The 16,152-nt window shown below is 53.5% G+C and carries 12 protein-coding genes; 7 read left to right on the forward strand and 5 right to left on the reverse strand.

The window, feature by feature from the left end; translation table 11 throughout:
* Window positions 1-33: 33 nt before the first annotated feature.
* From GJJ30_RS25265 to dinB, 3 genes are read right to left on the reverse strand one after another with little or no spacing between them, the layout of a single operon-like run.
* The gene (locus GJJ30_RS25265; RefSeq protein ID WP_154177949.1) at window positions 34-3,027 is read right to left on the reverse strand and encodes a DNA polymerase III subunit alpha; all 2,994 of its coding nucleotides are present in this window, start codon (window positions 3,025-3,027) and stop codon (window positions 34-36) included.
* A 15-nt stretch (window positions 3,028-3,042) separates the two neighbouring features.
* Window positions 3,043-3,489, reverse strand: coding sequence for a YopX family protein (locus GJJ30_RS25270; RefSeq protein ID WP_154177950.1), 447 nt, complete (start codon window positions 3,487-3,489; stop codon window positions 3,043-3,045).
* Window positions 3,490-3,506: 17 nt separating this feature from the next.
* Window positions 3,507-4,694: a DNA polymerase IV gene (gene dinB / locus GJJ30_RS25275; protein ID WP_154177951.1), complete on the reverse strand. Its 1,188-nt coding sequence runs from the start codon at window positions 4,692-4,694 to the stop codon at window positions 3,507-3,509.
* 215 nt (window positions 4,695-4,909) lie between these two features.
* Here dinB and GJJ30_RS25280 point away from each other — a divergent pair, with 215 nt between their 5' ends.
* From GJJ30_RS25280 to GJJ30_RS25290, 3 genes are all read left to right on the forward strand, one after another.
* On the forward strand, window positions 4,910-5,722 hold the full coding sequence (locus GJJ30_RS25280) for an XRE family transcriptional regulator (RefSeq protein ID WP_170299273.1): 813 nt from the start codon (window positions 4,910-4,912) through the stop codon (window positions 5,720-5,722).
* A gap of 17 nt (window positions 5,723-5,739) precedes the next feature.
* Window positions 5,740-6,273, forward strand: coding sequence for a Rad52/Rad22 family DNA repair protein (locus GJJ30_RS25285; protein WP_154177953.1), 534 nt, complete (start codon window positions 5,740-5,742; stop codon window positions 6,271-6,273).
* Window positions 6,274-6,358: 85 nt separating this feature from the next.
* On the forward strand, window positions 6,359-6,577 hold the full coding sequence (locus GJJ30_RS25290) for a hypothetical protein (RefSeq protein WP_154177954.1): 219 nt from the start codon (window positions 6,359-6,361) through the stop codon (window positions 6,575-6,577).
* Between the two features lie 51 nt (window positions 6,578-6,628).
* On the opposite strand, the gene GJJ30_RS25295 is transcribed toward GJJ30_RS25290, so the two are convergent.
* Window positions 6,629-7,846: a cystathionine gamma-synthase family protein gene (locus GJJ30_RS25295; protein WP_154177955.1), complete on the reverse strand. Its 1,218-nt coding sequence runs from the start codon at window positions 7,844-7,846 to the stop codon at window positions 6,629-6,631.
* 120 nt (window positions 7,847-7,966) lie between these two features.
* On the opposite strand from GJJ30_RS25295, the gene GJJ30_RS25300 reads away from it, so the two are divergent.
* The 4 genes from GJJ30_RS25300 (at window position 7,967) to fabF (ending at window position 15,431) form a co-directional block, all read left to right on the forward strand.
* Entirely contained in the window at window positions 7,967-11,095 is a 3,129-nt protein-coding gene (locus tag GJJ30_RS25300; protein WP_154177956.1) for a SusC/RagA family TonB-linked outer membrane protein, read from the forward strand.
* A gap of 22 nt (window positions 11,096-11,117) precedes the next feature.
* Window positions 11,118-12,533, forward strand: a complete 1,416-nt coding sequence (locus GJJ30_RS25305; protein WP_154177957.1) for a SusD/RagB family nutrient-binding outer membrane lipoprotein — start codon at window positions 11,118-11,120, stop codon at window positions 12,531-12,533.
* A gap of 395 nt (window positions 12,534-12,928) precedes the next feature.
* Window positions 12,929-14,050, forward strand: coding sequence for a fatty acid desaturase family protein (locus tag GJJ30_RS25310; RefSeq protein ID WP_154177958.1), 1,122 nt, complete (start codon window positions 12,929-12,931; stop codon window positions 14,048-14,050).
* A gap of 136 nt (window positions 14,051-14,186) precedes the next feature.
* Window positions 14,187-15,431: a beta-ketoacyl-ACP synthase II gene (gene fabF / locus GJJ30_RS25315; protein ID WP_154177959.1), complete on the forward strand. Its 1,245-nt coding sequence runs from the start codon at window positions 14,187-14,189 to the stop codon at window positions 15,429-15,431.
* Between the two features lie 25 nt (window positions 15,432-15,456).
* Here the strand turns inward: fabF and GJJ30_RS25320 are convergent, their stop codons facing one another.
* The gene (locus GJJ30_RS25320; RefSeq protein ID WP_154177960.1) at window positions 15,457-16,122 is read right to left on the reverse strand and encodes an arginine-tRNA-protein transferase; all 666 of its coding nucleotides are present in this window, start codon (window positions 16,120-16,122) and stop codon (window positions 15,457-15,459) included.
* Window positions 16,123-16,152: the final 30 nt, after the last annotated feature.

A 16,152-nucleotide genomic window follows, 5' to 3' on the forward strand; every position in this document is an offset into this window, starting at 1 on the left:
CAGGGTTCATTCCGAAGTCAAGGTCTCTCGTTTTCACTCCAAGAACTGCTGATTATGGCGTAGTTTTTTAAATTCGATCCGCTGCGTGATCCCTTCCAGTCGCGGATCGGGCTTAAAAGGTAACTTCTCCATTTTTCGCACTTCGATGCTGGGAAAACCGAATTCAACGACGACTTTTCCTTCGATCAAATACATGCCGGCACCCCGGTAGGGATATTTTTCGAGCGATTGCGGAAAATGCGTGGTATCGAAATAATTGTTTTCCACATCCAGAAAGTAGCCGAACACCATTGGTTTGCCGGTTCTTGTCGTGATTCGTTTCGAGGTGATCAGGTAGCCCGTCAGCGTTACCATTTGCCCTTCGTGCATCGGGAGCTGGCGGGCCGCGATGCCCTGCACCGCATCCGCCAGCAGGCCAAATGGCGTCAGCAGGGGGAAGCCCAGCAGTTCCATTTCGTCGTAACTGTCTTCAATCGCTTCCTGCCACAGGGGAGGGAGCGCCAGTTGGGCCTGTTCCAGTTCAAAGAGGTCCGTCACGCCCTCGTGGTGGGCGTAATTGTTGACCAGGGCGTGGGCGTGCCACAGAAGTTCCTTTTTGGTGTAATCCCCGAGGGAGCGAAACACACCCGTGCGAATCAGGATAATTAATTGCTCCAGCCCCGCCGGAACGCGCCGGGTGAAATCTTCCAGACTGGTGAAATTCTGCTGTTTTCGTTGCACGATAAGCTCCTGAATGACATTCTTTTCCAGGGACTTGATGTGAATAAAGCCCAGCCAGATGACCTGCCCTTCAATGCGTGTCAGGTATTCACTCTGTTGAATATCAGGTGCTTCGATCTGCGCTCCCCACCGCCGGGCTTCGTTGACGTAAAACTCTGTTCCGTAAAAACCGCCAAAGTTATTGATGACCGCCACCATAAATTCCAGCGGAAAGTACGTCTTCAGAAACAGACTCTGGTAACTCTCCACGGCGAAACTGGCCGAGTGCGCCTTGCTGAAACTGTAGCCCCCGAAACTTTGAATCTGTCGCCAGACCTCCCGCGCTACGTCGTCGGGGTAGCCCATCGCTTTACAATTTTCGAAAAACCGCCCTTCGATGCTGGCAAACTGATCTTTTCCCCGGTATTTCCCGCTCATCGCCCGGCGTAATAAATCTGCTTCCGCCAACGTCAGGCCCGCAAAATGGTGCGCGACCTTGATCACGTCTTCCTGGTAAATCATGACCCCGTAGGTTTCCTTCATCAACTCCTGCATCTTCGGGTGAACTGGCACATAATTAACCGGATTGTGGTGCCGACGAATGTACTCCGACATCATGCCGCTGGACGCAACGCCCGGCCGGATCACCGACGAGGCTGCCACCAGGGTCAGGTAATCCGCACACTGGAGCTTCCAGATCAATTGGCGCATAGCGGGCGACTCGATGTAAAAACAGCCCATCGTTTCGTGACTCTGGAGTTGTCGACGGACCTTTTCGTCCCTGACAAAGTCCTGGATGCGGTGAATATCGATATGGATCTGGCGGTTTTTTCTGACCCAATCGACGGCTTCCTTGATGTGCCCTAACCCGCGCTGGCTGAGAATATCCCACTTGGCAAAACCGATGTCTTCGGCAATGTGCATATCGAACTGGCAGATGGGAAACCCTTTCGGTGGAAGTTCCAGAGCGGTGTACTGGTACAGCGGTGTTTCCGAGATCAGAATTCCGCCCGCGTGAATACCGAGGTAATTGGGGAATTTCTCCAATTCCCTGGCGTATTTGAAAATATATTTGGTGTATTCATTTGGTCGAGCCGCCTGCGGATTGGCAACCAGTTCATCAATTTCGGCCTTCGGCAATCCGAACACCTTTCCCAGTTCCCGGTAGGCGGCCCGATCCTGAAACGTGACATAATTGGCCACCAGACAGACATGGTGACGCCCGTACATTTTGAAAATATAATCGATAATCTCGTCGCGCTCGTCCCACGAAAAGTCGATGTCGAAATCGGGGGGTGAGGTGCGTCCGGGATTGATAAACCGCTCGAAGTACAGATCCAGCGCAATGGGGTCCACATCGGTAATTTTCATGCAGTAGGCAACGATGGAATTGGCCCCCGACCCGCGCCCGACGTGGTGATACCCCCTGGAATGGGCATACCGGATAATGTCCCAGGTGATCAGAAAGTAGGAAGAAAAACTCAGATCCTCAATGATTTTTAGCTCTCCATCAACCCGCCGACGCGCTTCCGCATGGTCGCTTCCGTAACGATCACGGAGCCCTTCATCCGCCAGTTTTCGCAGCAGGTTTAGATCGTCCTGCTTGCTGGGGGTGTAGAATTTCCGGTTTTTGGGCGTCGAAAAATCGAACTCAAACGTACAATTCGCGAGCAGGTTTTGGGTGTTGCGAATCACTTCCGGCCAATCCCGAAAAACCGCTTCCAGGTCCGCTGGCGACCGAAAGTATTCGTTCTCTAAAATGGTTTCGTGATCGGCCAGTTTGGAAAGCAGGCAGTTGTGATCAATCGCCCGCAGCAACCGATGCAGGCTAAATCCAGCCTTCTCTACATAGGTCATGGGTTGCAGAAGAACCGTCTGCTGCGGTTCCCATTTGCGGCCGTGGCGCCAGCGATTGCTGCTCGGTGCGGCCGGAACGCCCACGAATTCATGCGATCCGAGGTCCGTCAAGTGATTCCCGTTTTCGAGGGGGTAGATCACATACACCTGCTGAAAGTCAGGCGCGCGCAGCGGAAAATCCGTTTTCGCCAGTAAATGGTCCGACAAAAACCGGTTGATTTCCGCGAAACCGTCCAGATTCCGGGCAATGCAGACGTAGGCCAGTTGATGCCGGTTGCGAAATTCAACACCCGCCACCGGTCGAATCCCCGCAGCCCGACAAAGCTGCACGAACTTGAAGATACCCGAAACCGTGTTGATGTCCGTCAGGGCCAGCGTCTGAATACCCAGCTCAACCGCCTTTTTTACCAGTTTTTCGGGAGAAAGCGTGCCGTACCGGAGGGAAAAATAGCTGTGGACGTTGAGGTACATGGTGCCTGTCGCCGGTTAAGCCGCCCAAAGCAGGGACGAAGGTGGCAGATCCAGTACCAGGTGCGGATGTTCAAAGAAATTGCCCACCTGCCTGACCGCCTGAGCCAGTTCCCGATCCAGCCGTAAATAAGGCGGCAATCCCATGCTATTCAGCAAAAAAAGGCTGTAACCGCTTTGCTCCGGGTGATTCTGGATGATCCAGTGATGCCCATCGCATTCGACAATGTCGTAATCGAACAGCAGGGTGCCTTCCCGGTCGTGTTGCCCCACGGACAGCATCAGCCGCCAGGGTTCGGTCGTCTCGTACAGGCGGATATCGGTCGGATTAGCCAGATTGACCAACGCCAGAACGTCTTCGAGCAGAATGGTTTGAAAGTGGTTCGTGCGCGTCATCTGCGACGAGAGGTAGTACATGTGCCGGTTTTGCGTATCCCAGACCCGGCAGTTTAGAGCGAATGACATCGTTGTAAAGGTTTTAATCAGATTCCTAGTTTGAAATTGCTGGCCCGCCCAATCTTCTGTTCCCCGTGCCGGTCGCGGATTCGGTCGGTTTTCTGGTAAAGTGCCGGAAGCCGGGAGGAAACCACGTCGCCCGCAGCATCGAAGAGCGCCAGTTGCTCGGTTCCCCGCACCAGTTTTCCCAGACTAACGCCCACCAGCCGGATCAGCAACCGCCGGTTGTAGAGCGCATCAAAGGCTTTCAGCGCAGCCAGAGTCAGTTGATGATCCGAAGACGTGACCGGAATGGTTACCTGACGGGAGTACGTCTGGAAATCCGAATAGCGAATCTTGACCGTCACTTTCCCGGCGCAGAAACCGCTTTTTCGCAGGTCATACGCCAGCATTTCAACCATGCGCGCCAGGGTTTCCTGCAGCATTTTGACATCCATCGTATCGACCTGGAAGGTCATTTCCTTCGACATCGACTTCTGTTTGTGCGATGGCAAAACCGGGGTAGGGTCGATGCCGTTGGCGCGGTCCCAGAGAAACAGACCGGTTTTTCCGAACGTCTTCTCCAGCAGTCGCCGGGGAATCTGGGCCAGGGTACCCAGCTTCGTCACGCCCATGCAGCGCAGCGTGTGCGCCATTTTTTCGCCCACACCGGGCAATTTGCTCACATTGAGTTGCCACAGAAAGGGCTGAACCTCCGGAGCGCGGACGTACAGGGCACCGTTGGGTTTGTTTTCGTTGGCCGCCATCTTGGAAACCGTCTTGGTGTTGGACAATCCCCAGCTGACCGACAGGCCCGTTTCGCGAACAATTGCTTCCTTCGTTTCCTTCGCCCACTGCAAACAGCCCACGAACTTCTCCATGCCGGTCATATCGACGTAGAACTCATCGATGCTGGCTTTTTCCAAAACCGGGGCGCGCTCGGTGAGGATTTCCGTGACCAGGTTCGAATACTGATTGTAGGATTCATAATCTCCCTTGATGACGGTGGCTTCGGGGCACAACCGGCGGGCGAGCCGCATGGGCATGGCCGCGCGGACCCCAAACCGCCGGGCTTCGTAGCTGGCAGCCGCCACCACCCCCCGATCACTGCTGCCCCCGACCAGAAGGGGCCGACCCCGCAGCTGGGGCTGGCGCAGCACCTCGACGGAGGTAAAGAACGAGTCCAGATCGGTGTGCAGGATCTGGCGATCAAAAGCACTCGGGTTCTGATTCATGACAGGTAAATAGAGCAAGCATAATAAAGCTTGTTTTACAAGCGCAATAAGGCTTATAAAACTGACATTGCAAACAAAAGGTTACTATTTTTTTGTGTGATAGTAACATAGAGCACTTTTTGCCATGCTTGTCCGGTTTACATTTGTAAATTTTCAGGTCCAAAATGCTGGTAATACTTACATTTTGTGTATCTTTGATTGTAATTAGCGGATTTATGTATCTATCTGATAATCTGAAAGTTCTGCGGAAATACTTCCAGCTGAAGCAGGACGAAGTGGCTTCGGAAGTTGGCGTTAGTCGGCAAATGGTCGGCTTTTACGAAAGCGGGACCTATGTTCCCCCCATCGAGACGTTGAACCTGTTGGCTACGTTTCTGCGGGTTTCGTTGGATACGCTGGTGAATCAACCGCTGGCAAAGCTTTCGCCCAAACAGCTCGAGCAACTCATGGCGGCTCCGAATCCGGTGTATCGCGGTAGTTCGCTCCAGGTGCGGGAGGTGCTACATTCAGTGAAGGATGATAAAGAATTGATCGAGGTGGTTCCCATTCCGGCATCGATGGGCTACGCGCAGGGTGGGTACGCCGATCATGATTTCATGGCGGAACTGGAAAAGTTTCATTTGCCCCTGCCCGACATCAGCCCGGACCGGCTTTACCGGCTTTTCTCCACCGAAGGCGATTCAATGTACCCGGCCGTCACGGAAGGCTCTCACATTCTGGGCGAATACGTGGAGGACTGGTATTCGATCAAAAGCGGAACGAACTGCATTTTTGTGCTGCAGACGGAAGGCATTGTCTTCAAAAAAGCCGTCAACGAACTGGCCACGAAGCAGCGGTTTGAGCTGCATTCGCTGAATACGTTTTACCAGCCTTACTACGTTTCGATTGAGGACATCAAAGAAATCTGGAAATTCAAAAAGCTGCTGACCGACGTGCTGCCGGAGCCCGAAACCTCGATGACGAAATTGCTATCCGAAATGCAGCATTTGAAAAAAGGGCAGGATCAGATTCTGCAGCGCTTAGCGTAAATAAACTCAACAACACGATGGACATTACTAAATTAACTGCCGCCCTGCAACCGGAGGAGATCGAATGGCGGGTGCAAAAGAAAATAGCTGCTGAAGGCAGCAAACCGGCCCGGCTGATTGTGGTTCCGTACATCACCAACCGCTCGGTCATGGAGCGATTTGATGCGCAGTTCGGCTGGCAAAACTGGAGCAACGACCTCCGGGAAGTGGAGGGCGGTTTTCTGTGCACCGTAACGGTGACCCTGCCCGACGGCCGAACGATCAGCAAAACCGATGGTGCCAGCCGGACCGAAGTAGAGCCCATCAAAGGCGGGATTTCGGATGCGATGAAACGGGCTGCGGTGCAGTTTGGCTTAGGGCGCGGGCTTTACAATTTTCCCAAAGTATTTGTGGAAGTCGACAGCAAGTTTATTCCGGAATGGGCCATTCGCCTGCTGGACGCCCTGGTGGATTCCATCAACAGCGGCAAACCGCAACGGGATGTCATTGTCCTGAAAGAAGACCATATTCGCCAGTTAAATCCGCCACAACCGATTCGGAGAGCGGCTTGACAGTTTACTAAATCGATTCAATACAGAAAACCGGTTTGTATTGGCAGGCCGGGTTTCCTTTTACTCAATACCTCACTTCATCCTGATGATCATTATTTCTGGCGCACACCTGGCCGCCATGATCCCGAATAGCCAATACACAATCGTGGCTAATTCATTAATGAGCGGCAACGAAGCACTGCTGTTTTGTCAGAAACTGAATGTTTCCTGGCCGGTCGCCGAACTGCTTTCGGACGCCGATATTCGGGATCAGGTGTTCTGCTCCTTACGAATTGCCATTCCGGAAAACGCGCCGAGTGTGTAAAATCAACTGAAAAGGGAGCACGTAAAGCTCCCTTTTTTAGATCAGAACCGATCAGGATGATGCGGTTTTCTCGTCCAGCAAAACCGGTTCCAGCGCGGCCAGCGCCTGGCTCAGATCCGCAATTAAATCTTCAACGTTCTCAATACCAGCCGAATACCGAATCAGACTTTCGGGAATGCCGAGCTGGGCGCGCTGTTCGGTTGTGAGTTCGACGTGGCTGGTGGTGCGCGGTGGTCCGGCCAGCGTACTGACCGACCCCAGACTGGCGGCCAGATGGACAAACCGGAGCTTCGTTAGAAACGTTTTGACGTCCTCGTAATCGCCGTTCAGCGAAAAACTCAGGACGCCACCAAAACCGCTCATTTGCACGGCTGCAATGTCGTGGCCGGGGTGCGTTTCGAGCCCGGGGTAAAACACGTCGCCGATTTTGGGATGCGCCTTCAAAAACCGGGCAATTTTCAGCGCCGACGCATTTTGCCGCTCGATCCGGAGTTCCAGGGTTTTCATGCCGCGCGCAATCAGGTAAGCCGGGTCGGCCTGCAGACTGGCGCCGTTGATTTCCCGAAACCGGAATACTTTTTCGACCAGCTCTTTTTTTCCGCACAGCAAACCGCCCATCGCGTCGGAATGCCCGCCAAGAAATTTGGTCGCGCTGTGCAGCACCAGATCGGCACCGAGTTTCAGCGGATTCTGGTTGATCGGCGTCGCAAAGGTATTATCGACCACGACCACCGCGCCAACCTGATGAGCTTTCGCCGATAACCGCTTGATATCGACCACTTTCAGCGTTGGGTTGGTCGGCGTTTCCAGGTATACCAGCTCGCAGCCTTTCATAATTTCGGCTTCCATCGCTTCGTGGTTACCGGTTTCGCAAAGGGTAACCTGAATCTGGTAGGAGGGAAGGAAATCCAGAAACAACCGGCTGGTTCCGCCGTACGTATCCTTGATCGACACCACGCGTTTGCCTGGTCCGAGCAGCGCAAACAGGGTGTTGCTGATCGCGCCCATGCCCGTTGCAAACGAAGTCGCGGCTTCGGCACTTTCGAGAATACGGATTTTTTCCTCGAGGACATGGACCGTTGGGTTGGTGTTCCGGCTGTAGATATGACCGGCGGTTTTTCCGGTCGCGACATCGTACCATTCATCGAGATCATGGTACGAAAACGCCACGCTTTTTACGACCGGCGAGGTGACCGCGCCCTGGTCGAAGGAATCGGTCTCACCCGCCCAAACCGATGCCGTTCCTTTATTTTGTTCAGAGAAATCCATTAATAATTACGTAAGTGACAGAATAATCTACGTTCAATAGCAAAAATTGCAAAATTTTGAATAAATGTTCAACTTGCCATGCGAATACTTATTATGATCAATTTTAACTTATGAGAAACTATGAAACAAAAACTACGGATTTATTTGAGCATGATTTGGCTGTTCTGGTCATCTCTGGCGATGGCGCAGCAGATCGAAGTGAGTGGCCGGGTTACTTCTGAAGGCGATGGGGGAGCTTTGCCGGGCGTCAACGTTTCGGTGAAAGGCACCACCACCGGAACCCTGACGGATGCCGACGGTCGTTACAATCTGCGGGTTACACCGGGTAATACCGTGATGGTTTTCAGTTACATCGGTTTTGAAACCCAAGAAGTCACGGTCGAAAACCGCAGGAGCATCGATATCACGTTGAAGCAGGACACCAAAATGCTGAATGAAGTGGTGGTGACGGCGCTCGGCATCAGTCGTGAAAAGAAAGCGCTGGGCTATGCATCGCAGAGCGTCAATTCGGACGAACTGGTGCAAAACCGGCAGACGAACATGGTCAACGCCTTGCAGGGCAAAGTGGCCGGGGTGACCATTTCCAGCACCGGCGGGGCACCCGGTCAGGGCGCACGCATTCTGATTCGGGGCATTAACTCCATCGATGCGACCCGCGACAACCAGCCGCTGTTTGTGGTCGACGGTGTTTTGTTCGACAACAGCACCTCGACGGGAACCACCAATTCGGGAGCCGAATTCCGGGGCATGTCGAACCGGGCGGCCGACATCAATCCCGATGACATCGAAACGGTTAACATTCTGAAAGGCGGGGCCGCAACGGCGTTGTACGGTTTGCGGGGTGCCAACGGCGTCGTGGTCATCACAACCAAATCCGGAAAAACCGGGGCGCTGCGGGGGAATTTCAGCAGCACATTCGGGATCGACAATGTCAATAAGTTTCCGGAAGTGCAGGATAAGTATACAATTGGTTATTCGGGCGTTTACAACCCGCAGGACTTTTTTCCTTCCTGGGGACCAACCGTCGCGGAAGCCATCAAAATCGATCCGACGCACCCGCAGAAATTGTACAATCACTTTAAAGACGCTTACAATACCGGGAAACAATTCCAGAACAATCTCTCGTTTTCGGGCGGCAACGAAAAGATCAATTTCCTGTCGTCGATTGGCCATCTGAAGCAGGAAGGCGTTATTCCGTTCACGAACTTCGAAAAACTGTCGGTGCGGTTAAATACCAATGTCAAGTTCAGCGAGCAGTTTACGACCAACGCTAATTTGAACTTTATCAATTCGGGCGGGGATCGCTACAACGCCGATCGTTACAACGAAAGCCTGAGTTACTGGTCGCCCCGCTACGACGTTCGGGATTACCTGAACGCCGACGGTTCCTACAAAGCATATAGCCCCGATAACGGCAACCCGATTTACGGGGCGATGACCAACAAACTGCGCGACAACGTAAACCGGCTGGTGGGCGGTCTGAATTTCGTGTACACACCCCTGAAGTGGCTGTCGTTTAACTACCGCGTAGGACTGGACACCTACTCGGAAGACCGTAAGCGGACCGCGCCCGGACCAACGGGTACGGCGGGAGAGCTGACCTTTGAAGATAATGAACTGGGTTTTGTGTACCAGTATCACACCAATTTCAGAGCCATCACTTCAACCTTTGCGGCCAGTGCGAATACTAAATTTGGCGAAAGCCTGAACGCAACCCTGCGGCTGGGGCACGACCTGTACGACCGCCGAATCCGGAGTTTTGGCGCGGAAGGCAACGAACTGACGGTTTACAATTACTTCGATTTGCGAAATGCCAAGACGATTACGCCCTCGCAGTCGGCGGAGGATTACCGCCTGATGGGTGTTTTCGGCGAATTGACCTTCGATTACAAGGACTTTCTGTTTCTGACGCTGACGGGCCGGAACGACGTGACGTCCTCGCTGCTGGCACCGAATAACTCGTTTTTCTATCCGTCGGCGAGCCTTGGCTACGTTTTCTCGAATCAGCTAAAACTGCCGACCTTCATCACGATGGGAAAATTGCGGGCGTCGTACGCCAAAATCGGGAAAGATGCGGCTCCGTATTCGACGGTTTCCGGCTACGCATCCTACCTGAATCTACCCTCCGGATCGACCGGTTTTACCCGCGGAGCGTTGCTTGGCGACCCGAATCTGCGGCCCGAATTTACGGATACCTACGAAGGCGGTCTGGAAATGAGTTTCCTGAACAACCGGCTGGGCGTGGATCTGACCTACTACCATTCGATCAGCAAAGACCAGATTATTCAGGTCGATGTGACCTCCTCGACGGGCTACGTGAAAGCCGCCATCAACTCGGGTTCGATGCGGAACAAAGGCATTGAACTGATTCTGCGCGGAACGCCCGTTCGGAAGGGAAAACTGAGCTGGGATGTTAACCTGAACTTTTCGGCCAACCGCAACAAAATTCTCAGTCTGCGGAACGGTTTGACGGAAATCAACTACGCTTCGCAGTTCGGTTATTCAAGTTCGACGGTGACGATGAAGCTGATTCCGGGGTATGCCTACGGGAATCTTTACGGCCGGACGTACAAAAGGTATTACGCCAATGCCGCCGACGAAAACCCGACGATTCTGGACAAGGACCGCCCCGTCGTGATTGGTGCCAACGGTTTCCCCGTGGTCAGTACGGCGCAGAAACTGATTGCCAACTCACAGCCCAAATGGATCGGTGGGATTACGAATACGGTGCGCTACGGCAATTTTTCGCTGGCAGTTTTGTTTGACGCCCGCGTGGGTCAGTATCGCTACAACCAGTTGGACAACTTTTTTGCCGCCTTCGGAATTGCCAAGTACACCGAAGACCGCAACGATACCAAGGTGTTTGACGGCGTTTTGGCCGACGGAACCCGGAACACCAAACCGGTGTGGCTGGGGCAGGGCAAAGGGCCGGATGGCGTCGATTACACCAACGGTTTTTACCGGAATGTCTACCGGGGCGTGTCTGAAAACTTCATCGAAGATGCTTCCTGGGTACGGCTTCGGTCCGCGAGTCTGTCGTATAACTTACCGTCATCCATTCTTAAAAACACGTTCATTAAGAGTGTGCGTTTAAGTGCAACGGGTAACAATCTGGCCTTGTGGACCGGTTATTCCGGCTACGATCCCGAAACCAGCTCCACGAGCAGCGGCAGCAATGTCGATGGCTTCACCGGTTTTACGTATCCGGCGCTGCGCAGCCTGTTGTTTACCCTGAACGTTGGTTTTTAAAACACTTTATTTCCTGACAACCATGAAATTCAATCATAAATCGATATTTCCGCTGCTGACCCTGCTGCTGATTGGGCTGGGGGGATGCAAGGATTATTTTGAACTGAACGATAATCCGAACCTGATTGCGAATCCGCCCCTGGCGTCGCTGCTCTCGACCACGACCCAGAAAACCGCTCTGAACTCGCAGCGGGTCGCCAACACCACGTCTTACTTTGTACAGTACCTCGCCAACCCGGGGACCGCCGGATCGACGGATACGTACCAGGTGACGGATTACACCGGGACCTGGGACGCAGTTTATTTCGGAATGGCCGACCTTTACGACCTGAAAAAGAAGGCGCAGGAGCAGGGCGCATCCGAATACGTTGGGGTAGCCGATGTGATGCTGTCGTATCACCTGACGCTGATTGCCGATGTGTTTGGGGCGGCTCCGTTCTCCGATGCGTTCACCGGAACCACGCTGACGCCGAAGTACGATACGGGCGAAACGCTGTACACGACGGCTTTAAATCTGCTGAATGAGGCCATTACGGAGCTGGCAAAAACCGATTCGAAAGTGAAGCTGGCCGCTGCGAATGATCTGATTCACAAGGGCAATACGGCCGCGTGGACTAAAACCGCCCACGCGCTGAAAGCCCGGATGCTGAACAAAGTGTCGAAGCAGGCAACCTACAAACCGGCCGATGTACTCGACGCGGTTTCGAAATCGTATACGGCCAACGCGGACGATGCGCAGATGTCGTCGTTTCTGTTGCGGAATCCGTGGGCGCAGGTGGCCCGCGACAATGCGGCTCTGCTGCTCGATGGCTGGCTTTCCAGCCAGTTTGTCAATCATTTGAACGGGGTGACCTACGGCGTTTTTGATCCGCGCATTGAAAAAATCACGGACAAAACCGTCAACAACGATTACAAAGGCACCCGGAACGGGCAGGGAAATGTGGGCGGTAACAACACCACGAAAGACGAAAATTACATTTCGCTGAACTCTCCGCTGACCGGTGACGCGTCGCCCCTGCTGATTGCAACGTTCTCGGAAATGAAATTTGTCGAAGCCGAAGCCGCTTTCCGGGCGGGTGACAAAGCCCGTGCGTATGCCGCTTATCTGGCCGGAATTACCGCCAACATGGACAAATACGGCGTGGCAGCGGCCGCCCGGGATGCCTATCTGGCGAATCCGACGGTCGGTGTAGGTTCGGCGGCTCTGACGATCGACTTGATTTTCAAGGAGAAATACGTTGCCACGTACCTGAATCCGGAAGCCTGGAACGACGCCCGGCGGTACGACTACAAATACAAAGGCTTTACGCTCCCGTTGAATGCCGCGCTGCCGACCTTCATCCGCCGGGCAGCTTATCCAAACGGCGAAAATGCGAAAAACGGCGTCAACGTCCCGGCCGAAGTGCCCCTGTCGACACCGCTCTGGTGGGATAAATAAGGTTACGGTTTATAGTTTACGGTATTCGGTTTACGCCGGGACTGACGCGTTCGATATTCGATATGAATTGAACGCGTCAGCTACCGAAACGTCGGCCCGGCGAAAACTGAAAACCGTAAACTATAAACTTTCCCCTAACGCCAATAAAACCGGCACCCGGTCGTTATTAACCAAACGTTGGTTGAAATTCAACTGACAAACCGTAACTAGAGTACACATCTGTATCGACTTACCCTGGTCTTTCAGTTCCACTCCTCTTCTTTTTATCTGCCAAAATGCTATCGGGAAACGGTCCCGGATGCATGTTTTTTATCTTTATCTTTTACTTTTAAGGGATTAGTTGGTCTTCTTTTTGCACCGAATCCATCCGGGAGATGGCCCTTAGCGGTTTTTTTATGGTAAATCAATTGAAATTTAACACCACGAATCGGTCGCAGTTTTTCGCCACCGTCCGGCAGCGCGTCAACGCTCATTTTAAGGAAAGAAATCTTTCGCCCCACGCCAACGGCGCGATGTGGGCCAAAGCGGCTTTTTTCATGACCGGCTACCTGACCCTCTACGGCCTGATTCTGTCGAATCAGTTCGGCACCTGGACAATGCTGGCCATGGCGCTGGTGCTGGGGGCTTTTGCGGCTTTTATCGGTTTCAATGTTTCCCATGATGCCATCCACGGCGCGTTCTCGTCGCGCAGTTGGGTCAACCGCCTGGTGGCTTCCAGTTTTTACCTGATCGGAGCCAATCCGTATGTCTGGAAAATCACGCACAATGTGGTGCATCACACCTATACCAATATTCCCGGCCACGACGAAGACATTGAAATTGCGCCCGGTTTGATCCGCGTCGATGTCGATGAACCCCTGCGCCCCTGGCAGCGGTTTCAGCAGTGGTACGCGTTTCCGCTGTATTCGCTGGCGTCGCTGTCGTGGATTTTTCGCAAGGATTTCCTCAAGTTTTTCAAGAAAACCATCGGTCGGTGCGACAATTCGAACCATCCCCGGAAAGAATACATCACCCTTTTTGCCACTAAAATTGGCTATTACATTTTCTTCATCGTCGTGCCATTATTGGTGCTGGATCTGTCCTGGTGGCAGTTTGCGATCGGTTTTGTGCTGATGCACATGGTGGAAGGACTGGTGTTGGGACTGGTGTTTCAACTGGCGCACGTCGTGGAGGGAACGACTTTTCCGGTTCCGACCGAAGGCGTTGGCATTCAGGAAGCCTGGGCCGTTCACCAGATGCAGACCACGGCGAATTTTGCCCCCAACTCGGCGCTGGCGGCCTTTCTCTGTGGAGGACTGAATCGCCAGATCGAACACCACCTGTTTCCGAAAGTCTGCCACATTCACTATCCGGTTATTACGGCCATTGTCCGACAAACCGCCCGGGAATTTGATCTGCCGTACATCGAAAATCCGAGTTTTTCGTCCGCGTTGTCTTCGCATTACCGGCTCCTGAAAAAATTGGGAAGAGAACCGGTGCCGGTTTGTGCTCCCAAATCGGCAGGCGTTCCGGTTTGATACTGCATTATCTGTGCCCAGTGCTCACGGACTAAAGTCCGTGGGTGCGGAACCTAAATTCGTTCCGACGTTTTATCACACAAAGGAAGTCGCTTTCTTTGCGGACAAATTTTCGGATTCTCACTGTTAGGTTCACATGTTACACCGGGTTGTTATTACTGGATTAGGTGCATTTACTCCCATTGGTACGAATATTTCGACGTTCTGGCGTCAGGTGGTGGAGGGCAAACCGGCCTTCGCGCCCATAAACCGCTTCGATGCTTCCCAGTTTCGGACGCAATTCGCGGCTGAAATCTCTAATTTTGATCCTTCGCAGTATTTAAACCGCGCCGATATCAAGCGGACCGACCGGTTTACCCAATACGCCCTCATTGCGGCCGACCAGGCCATCAGGGACTCCGGTTTTGAACTGGATAAAATGGATCCCTTCGATGTCGGCGTCATTTGGGGATCGGGGCAGGGTGGAACTGAAACCCTTGAAGATCAGACGAAAGAGTTTGTACTGGGCGACGGTCATCCCCGGTTTAGTCCGTTCATGATTCCGAAAGTGCTCATCAACCTGGCTTCCGGCCTGATCTCGATCCGCAGCGGTTTTATGGGCATCAACTACACGGCGGTTTCGGCCTGCGCGAGCTCCAATTCCGCCCTGATGGACGCCTTCAATTACATCCGGCTTGGGAAGGCAAAAATCATTGTCAGTGGTGGTTCCGACGCACCCATTACGCCTTCGTCGTTCGGCGGGTATTGTTCCATGAAAGCCATGTCGACGCAGAACGGTAATCCCGCAACGGCTTCGCGGCCGTTCGACGTCGATCGTGACGGTTTTGTGATGGGCGAAGGCGCGGGTGCCATCGTGCTCGAAGAATACGAACACGCCGTTCAGCGCGGAGCCACGATCTATGGCGAAATGATCGGCGCGGCCATGACCGCCGACGCCTACCACATAACCGCTACGCATCCGGACGGCGTTGGTGCGACCAAAGCCATGCAACTGGCGCTGAACGAAGCCCGCATCAACATCGAAGACCTGGATTACCTGAACGCGCACGCGACGTCAACGCCGGTGGGCGATCTGTCGGAAATGAACGCCGTGGCCCGCCTGACCGGTAACAGGAAAACCAGGCTGCAGATCAGCGCAACCAAGTCGATCACCGGCCACCTGATGGGGGCGGCCGGAGCCATTGAAGCCATCGTTTGCCTGCTGGCCCTGCGCGACAACGTCATCCCGCCGACCATCAATACGACCGTCCGCGATCCGGCGATTCCCGAAACGCTGAACCTCGTTCTGAACGAAGCCGTGCGCACGAACGTCAAAACCGCCATGAGCAACACTTTCGGGTTCGGCGGACACAACGGCATTGTGGTGTTTCAGAAAGTATAAGATAAAAACCGCCCGGTTCCCGGTTTTATGATTCATCCAGAATGTCGTTCGCCAGGGCGTTGACGGTTTCCCAGGAAAACGGCAGCCACTGCCCGGTGTTGTCGTCGTAAACTTCGGTAGCGGCTTCGCAGGGGAACAGTTTGTAGTCGAATTTGGGATAGTTACTGACCAGATAACCCGGATAGTAGTAGAGTTTTTTCTGGAGCCGGGCGTGGTTGATTTTTTGCATCATCAGGTATTTGCCCAGGCTGTATTTGCGGTATTCCGGGTCGTAAAAATTCATGATACCGGCAATGGTTTCGGCACCGTTGTCGAAAACCCCGACTGCGATCAGCCGGTTCTGTTCCCGGATTTCCACCGAATACGTATCGAACAGGTTGTAGGTGGCGCCGTTGAGCAGCCAGGATTCCACGGATTCCGGCGCTTCGAAATCGACGGCGTTGCGGTAAACCGCGAAAAGGGCCCGGATTTCCTGCGTCAGAACAAAAGGTTTGATGATCGTCGTGAATTTTTCGTTGCGCCGGAGCAGCGCGCGTTGCTTGCTTTGGTAGGCGACGTTTTTAAGGTCGATTCGCAGCCAGTGTACGGGGAAAATGGTATTGTCGTGAACCAGGTATCGGCAGGTGAAGACATCCTGGTGCATCCGAAAATAGCCCAGGCTCAGGTAAAAATCCAACTCACTTTCTTTCATCGGTGGGCGTATCGTTAGACTGCGCTTGCA

The organism is Larkinella terrae, assembly GCF_009668025.1.
In the GTDB taxonomy this organism is placed as follows: domain Bacteria; phylum Bacteroidota; class Bacteroidia; order Cytophagales; family Spirosomataceae; genus Larkinella; species Larkinella terrae.

Coding starts and splice junctions, on each gene's coding strand:
- GJJ30_RS25265 (WP_154177949.1), bottom strand. CDS start 3,027: ATGTACCTCAACGTCCACAGCTATTTTTCCCTCCGGTACGGCACGCTT.
- GJJ30_RS25270 (WP_154177950.1), bottom strand. CDS start 3,489: ATGTCATTCGCTCTAAACTGCCGGGTCTGGGATACGCAAAACCGGCAC.
- dinB (WP_154177951.1), bottom strand. CDS start 4,694: ATGAATCAGAACCCGAGTGCTTTTGATCGCCAGATCCTGCACACCGAT.
- GJJ30_RS25280 (WP_170299273.1), top strand. CDS start 4,910: ATGTATCTATCTGATAATCTGAAAGTTCTGCGGAAATACTTCCAGCTG.
- GJJ30_RS25285 (WP_154177953.1), top strand. CDS start 5,740: ATGGACATTACTAAATTAACTGCCGCCCTGCAACCGGAGGAGATCGAA.
- GJJ30_RS25290 (WP_154177954.1), top strand. CDS start 6,359: ATGATCATTATTTCTGGCGCACACCTGGCCGCCATGATCCCGAATAGC.
- GJJ30_RS25295 (WP_154177955.1), bottom strand. CDS start 7,846: ATGGATTTCTCTGAACAAAATAAAGGAACGGCATCGGTTTGGGCGGGT.
- GJJ30_RS25300 (WP_154177956.1), top strand. CDS start 7,967: ATGAAACAAAAACTACGGATTTATTTGAGCATGATTTGGCTGTTCTGG.
- GJJ30_RS25305 (WP_154177957.1), top strand. CDS start 11,118: ATGAAATTCAATCATAAATCGATATTTCCGCTGCTGACCCTGCTGCTG.
- GJJ30_RS25310 (WP_154177958.1), top strand. CDS start 12,929: ATGGTAAATCAATTGAAATTTAACACCACGAATCGGTCGCAGTTTTTC.
- fabF (WP_154177959.1), top strand. CDS start 14,187: ATGTTACACCGGGTTGTTATTACTGGATTAGGTGCATTTACTCCCATT.
- GJJ30_RS25320 (WP_154177960.1), bottom strand. CDS start 16,122: ATGAAAGAAAGTGAGTTGGATTTTTACCTGAGCCTGGGCTATTTTCGG.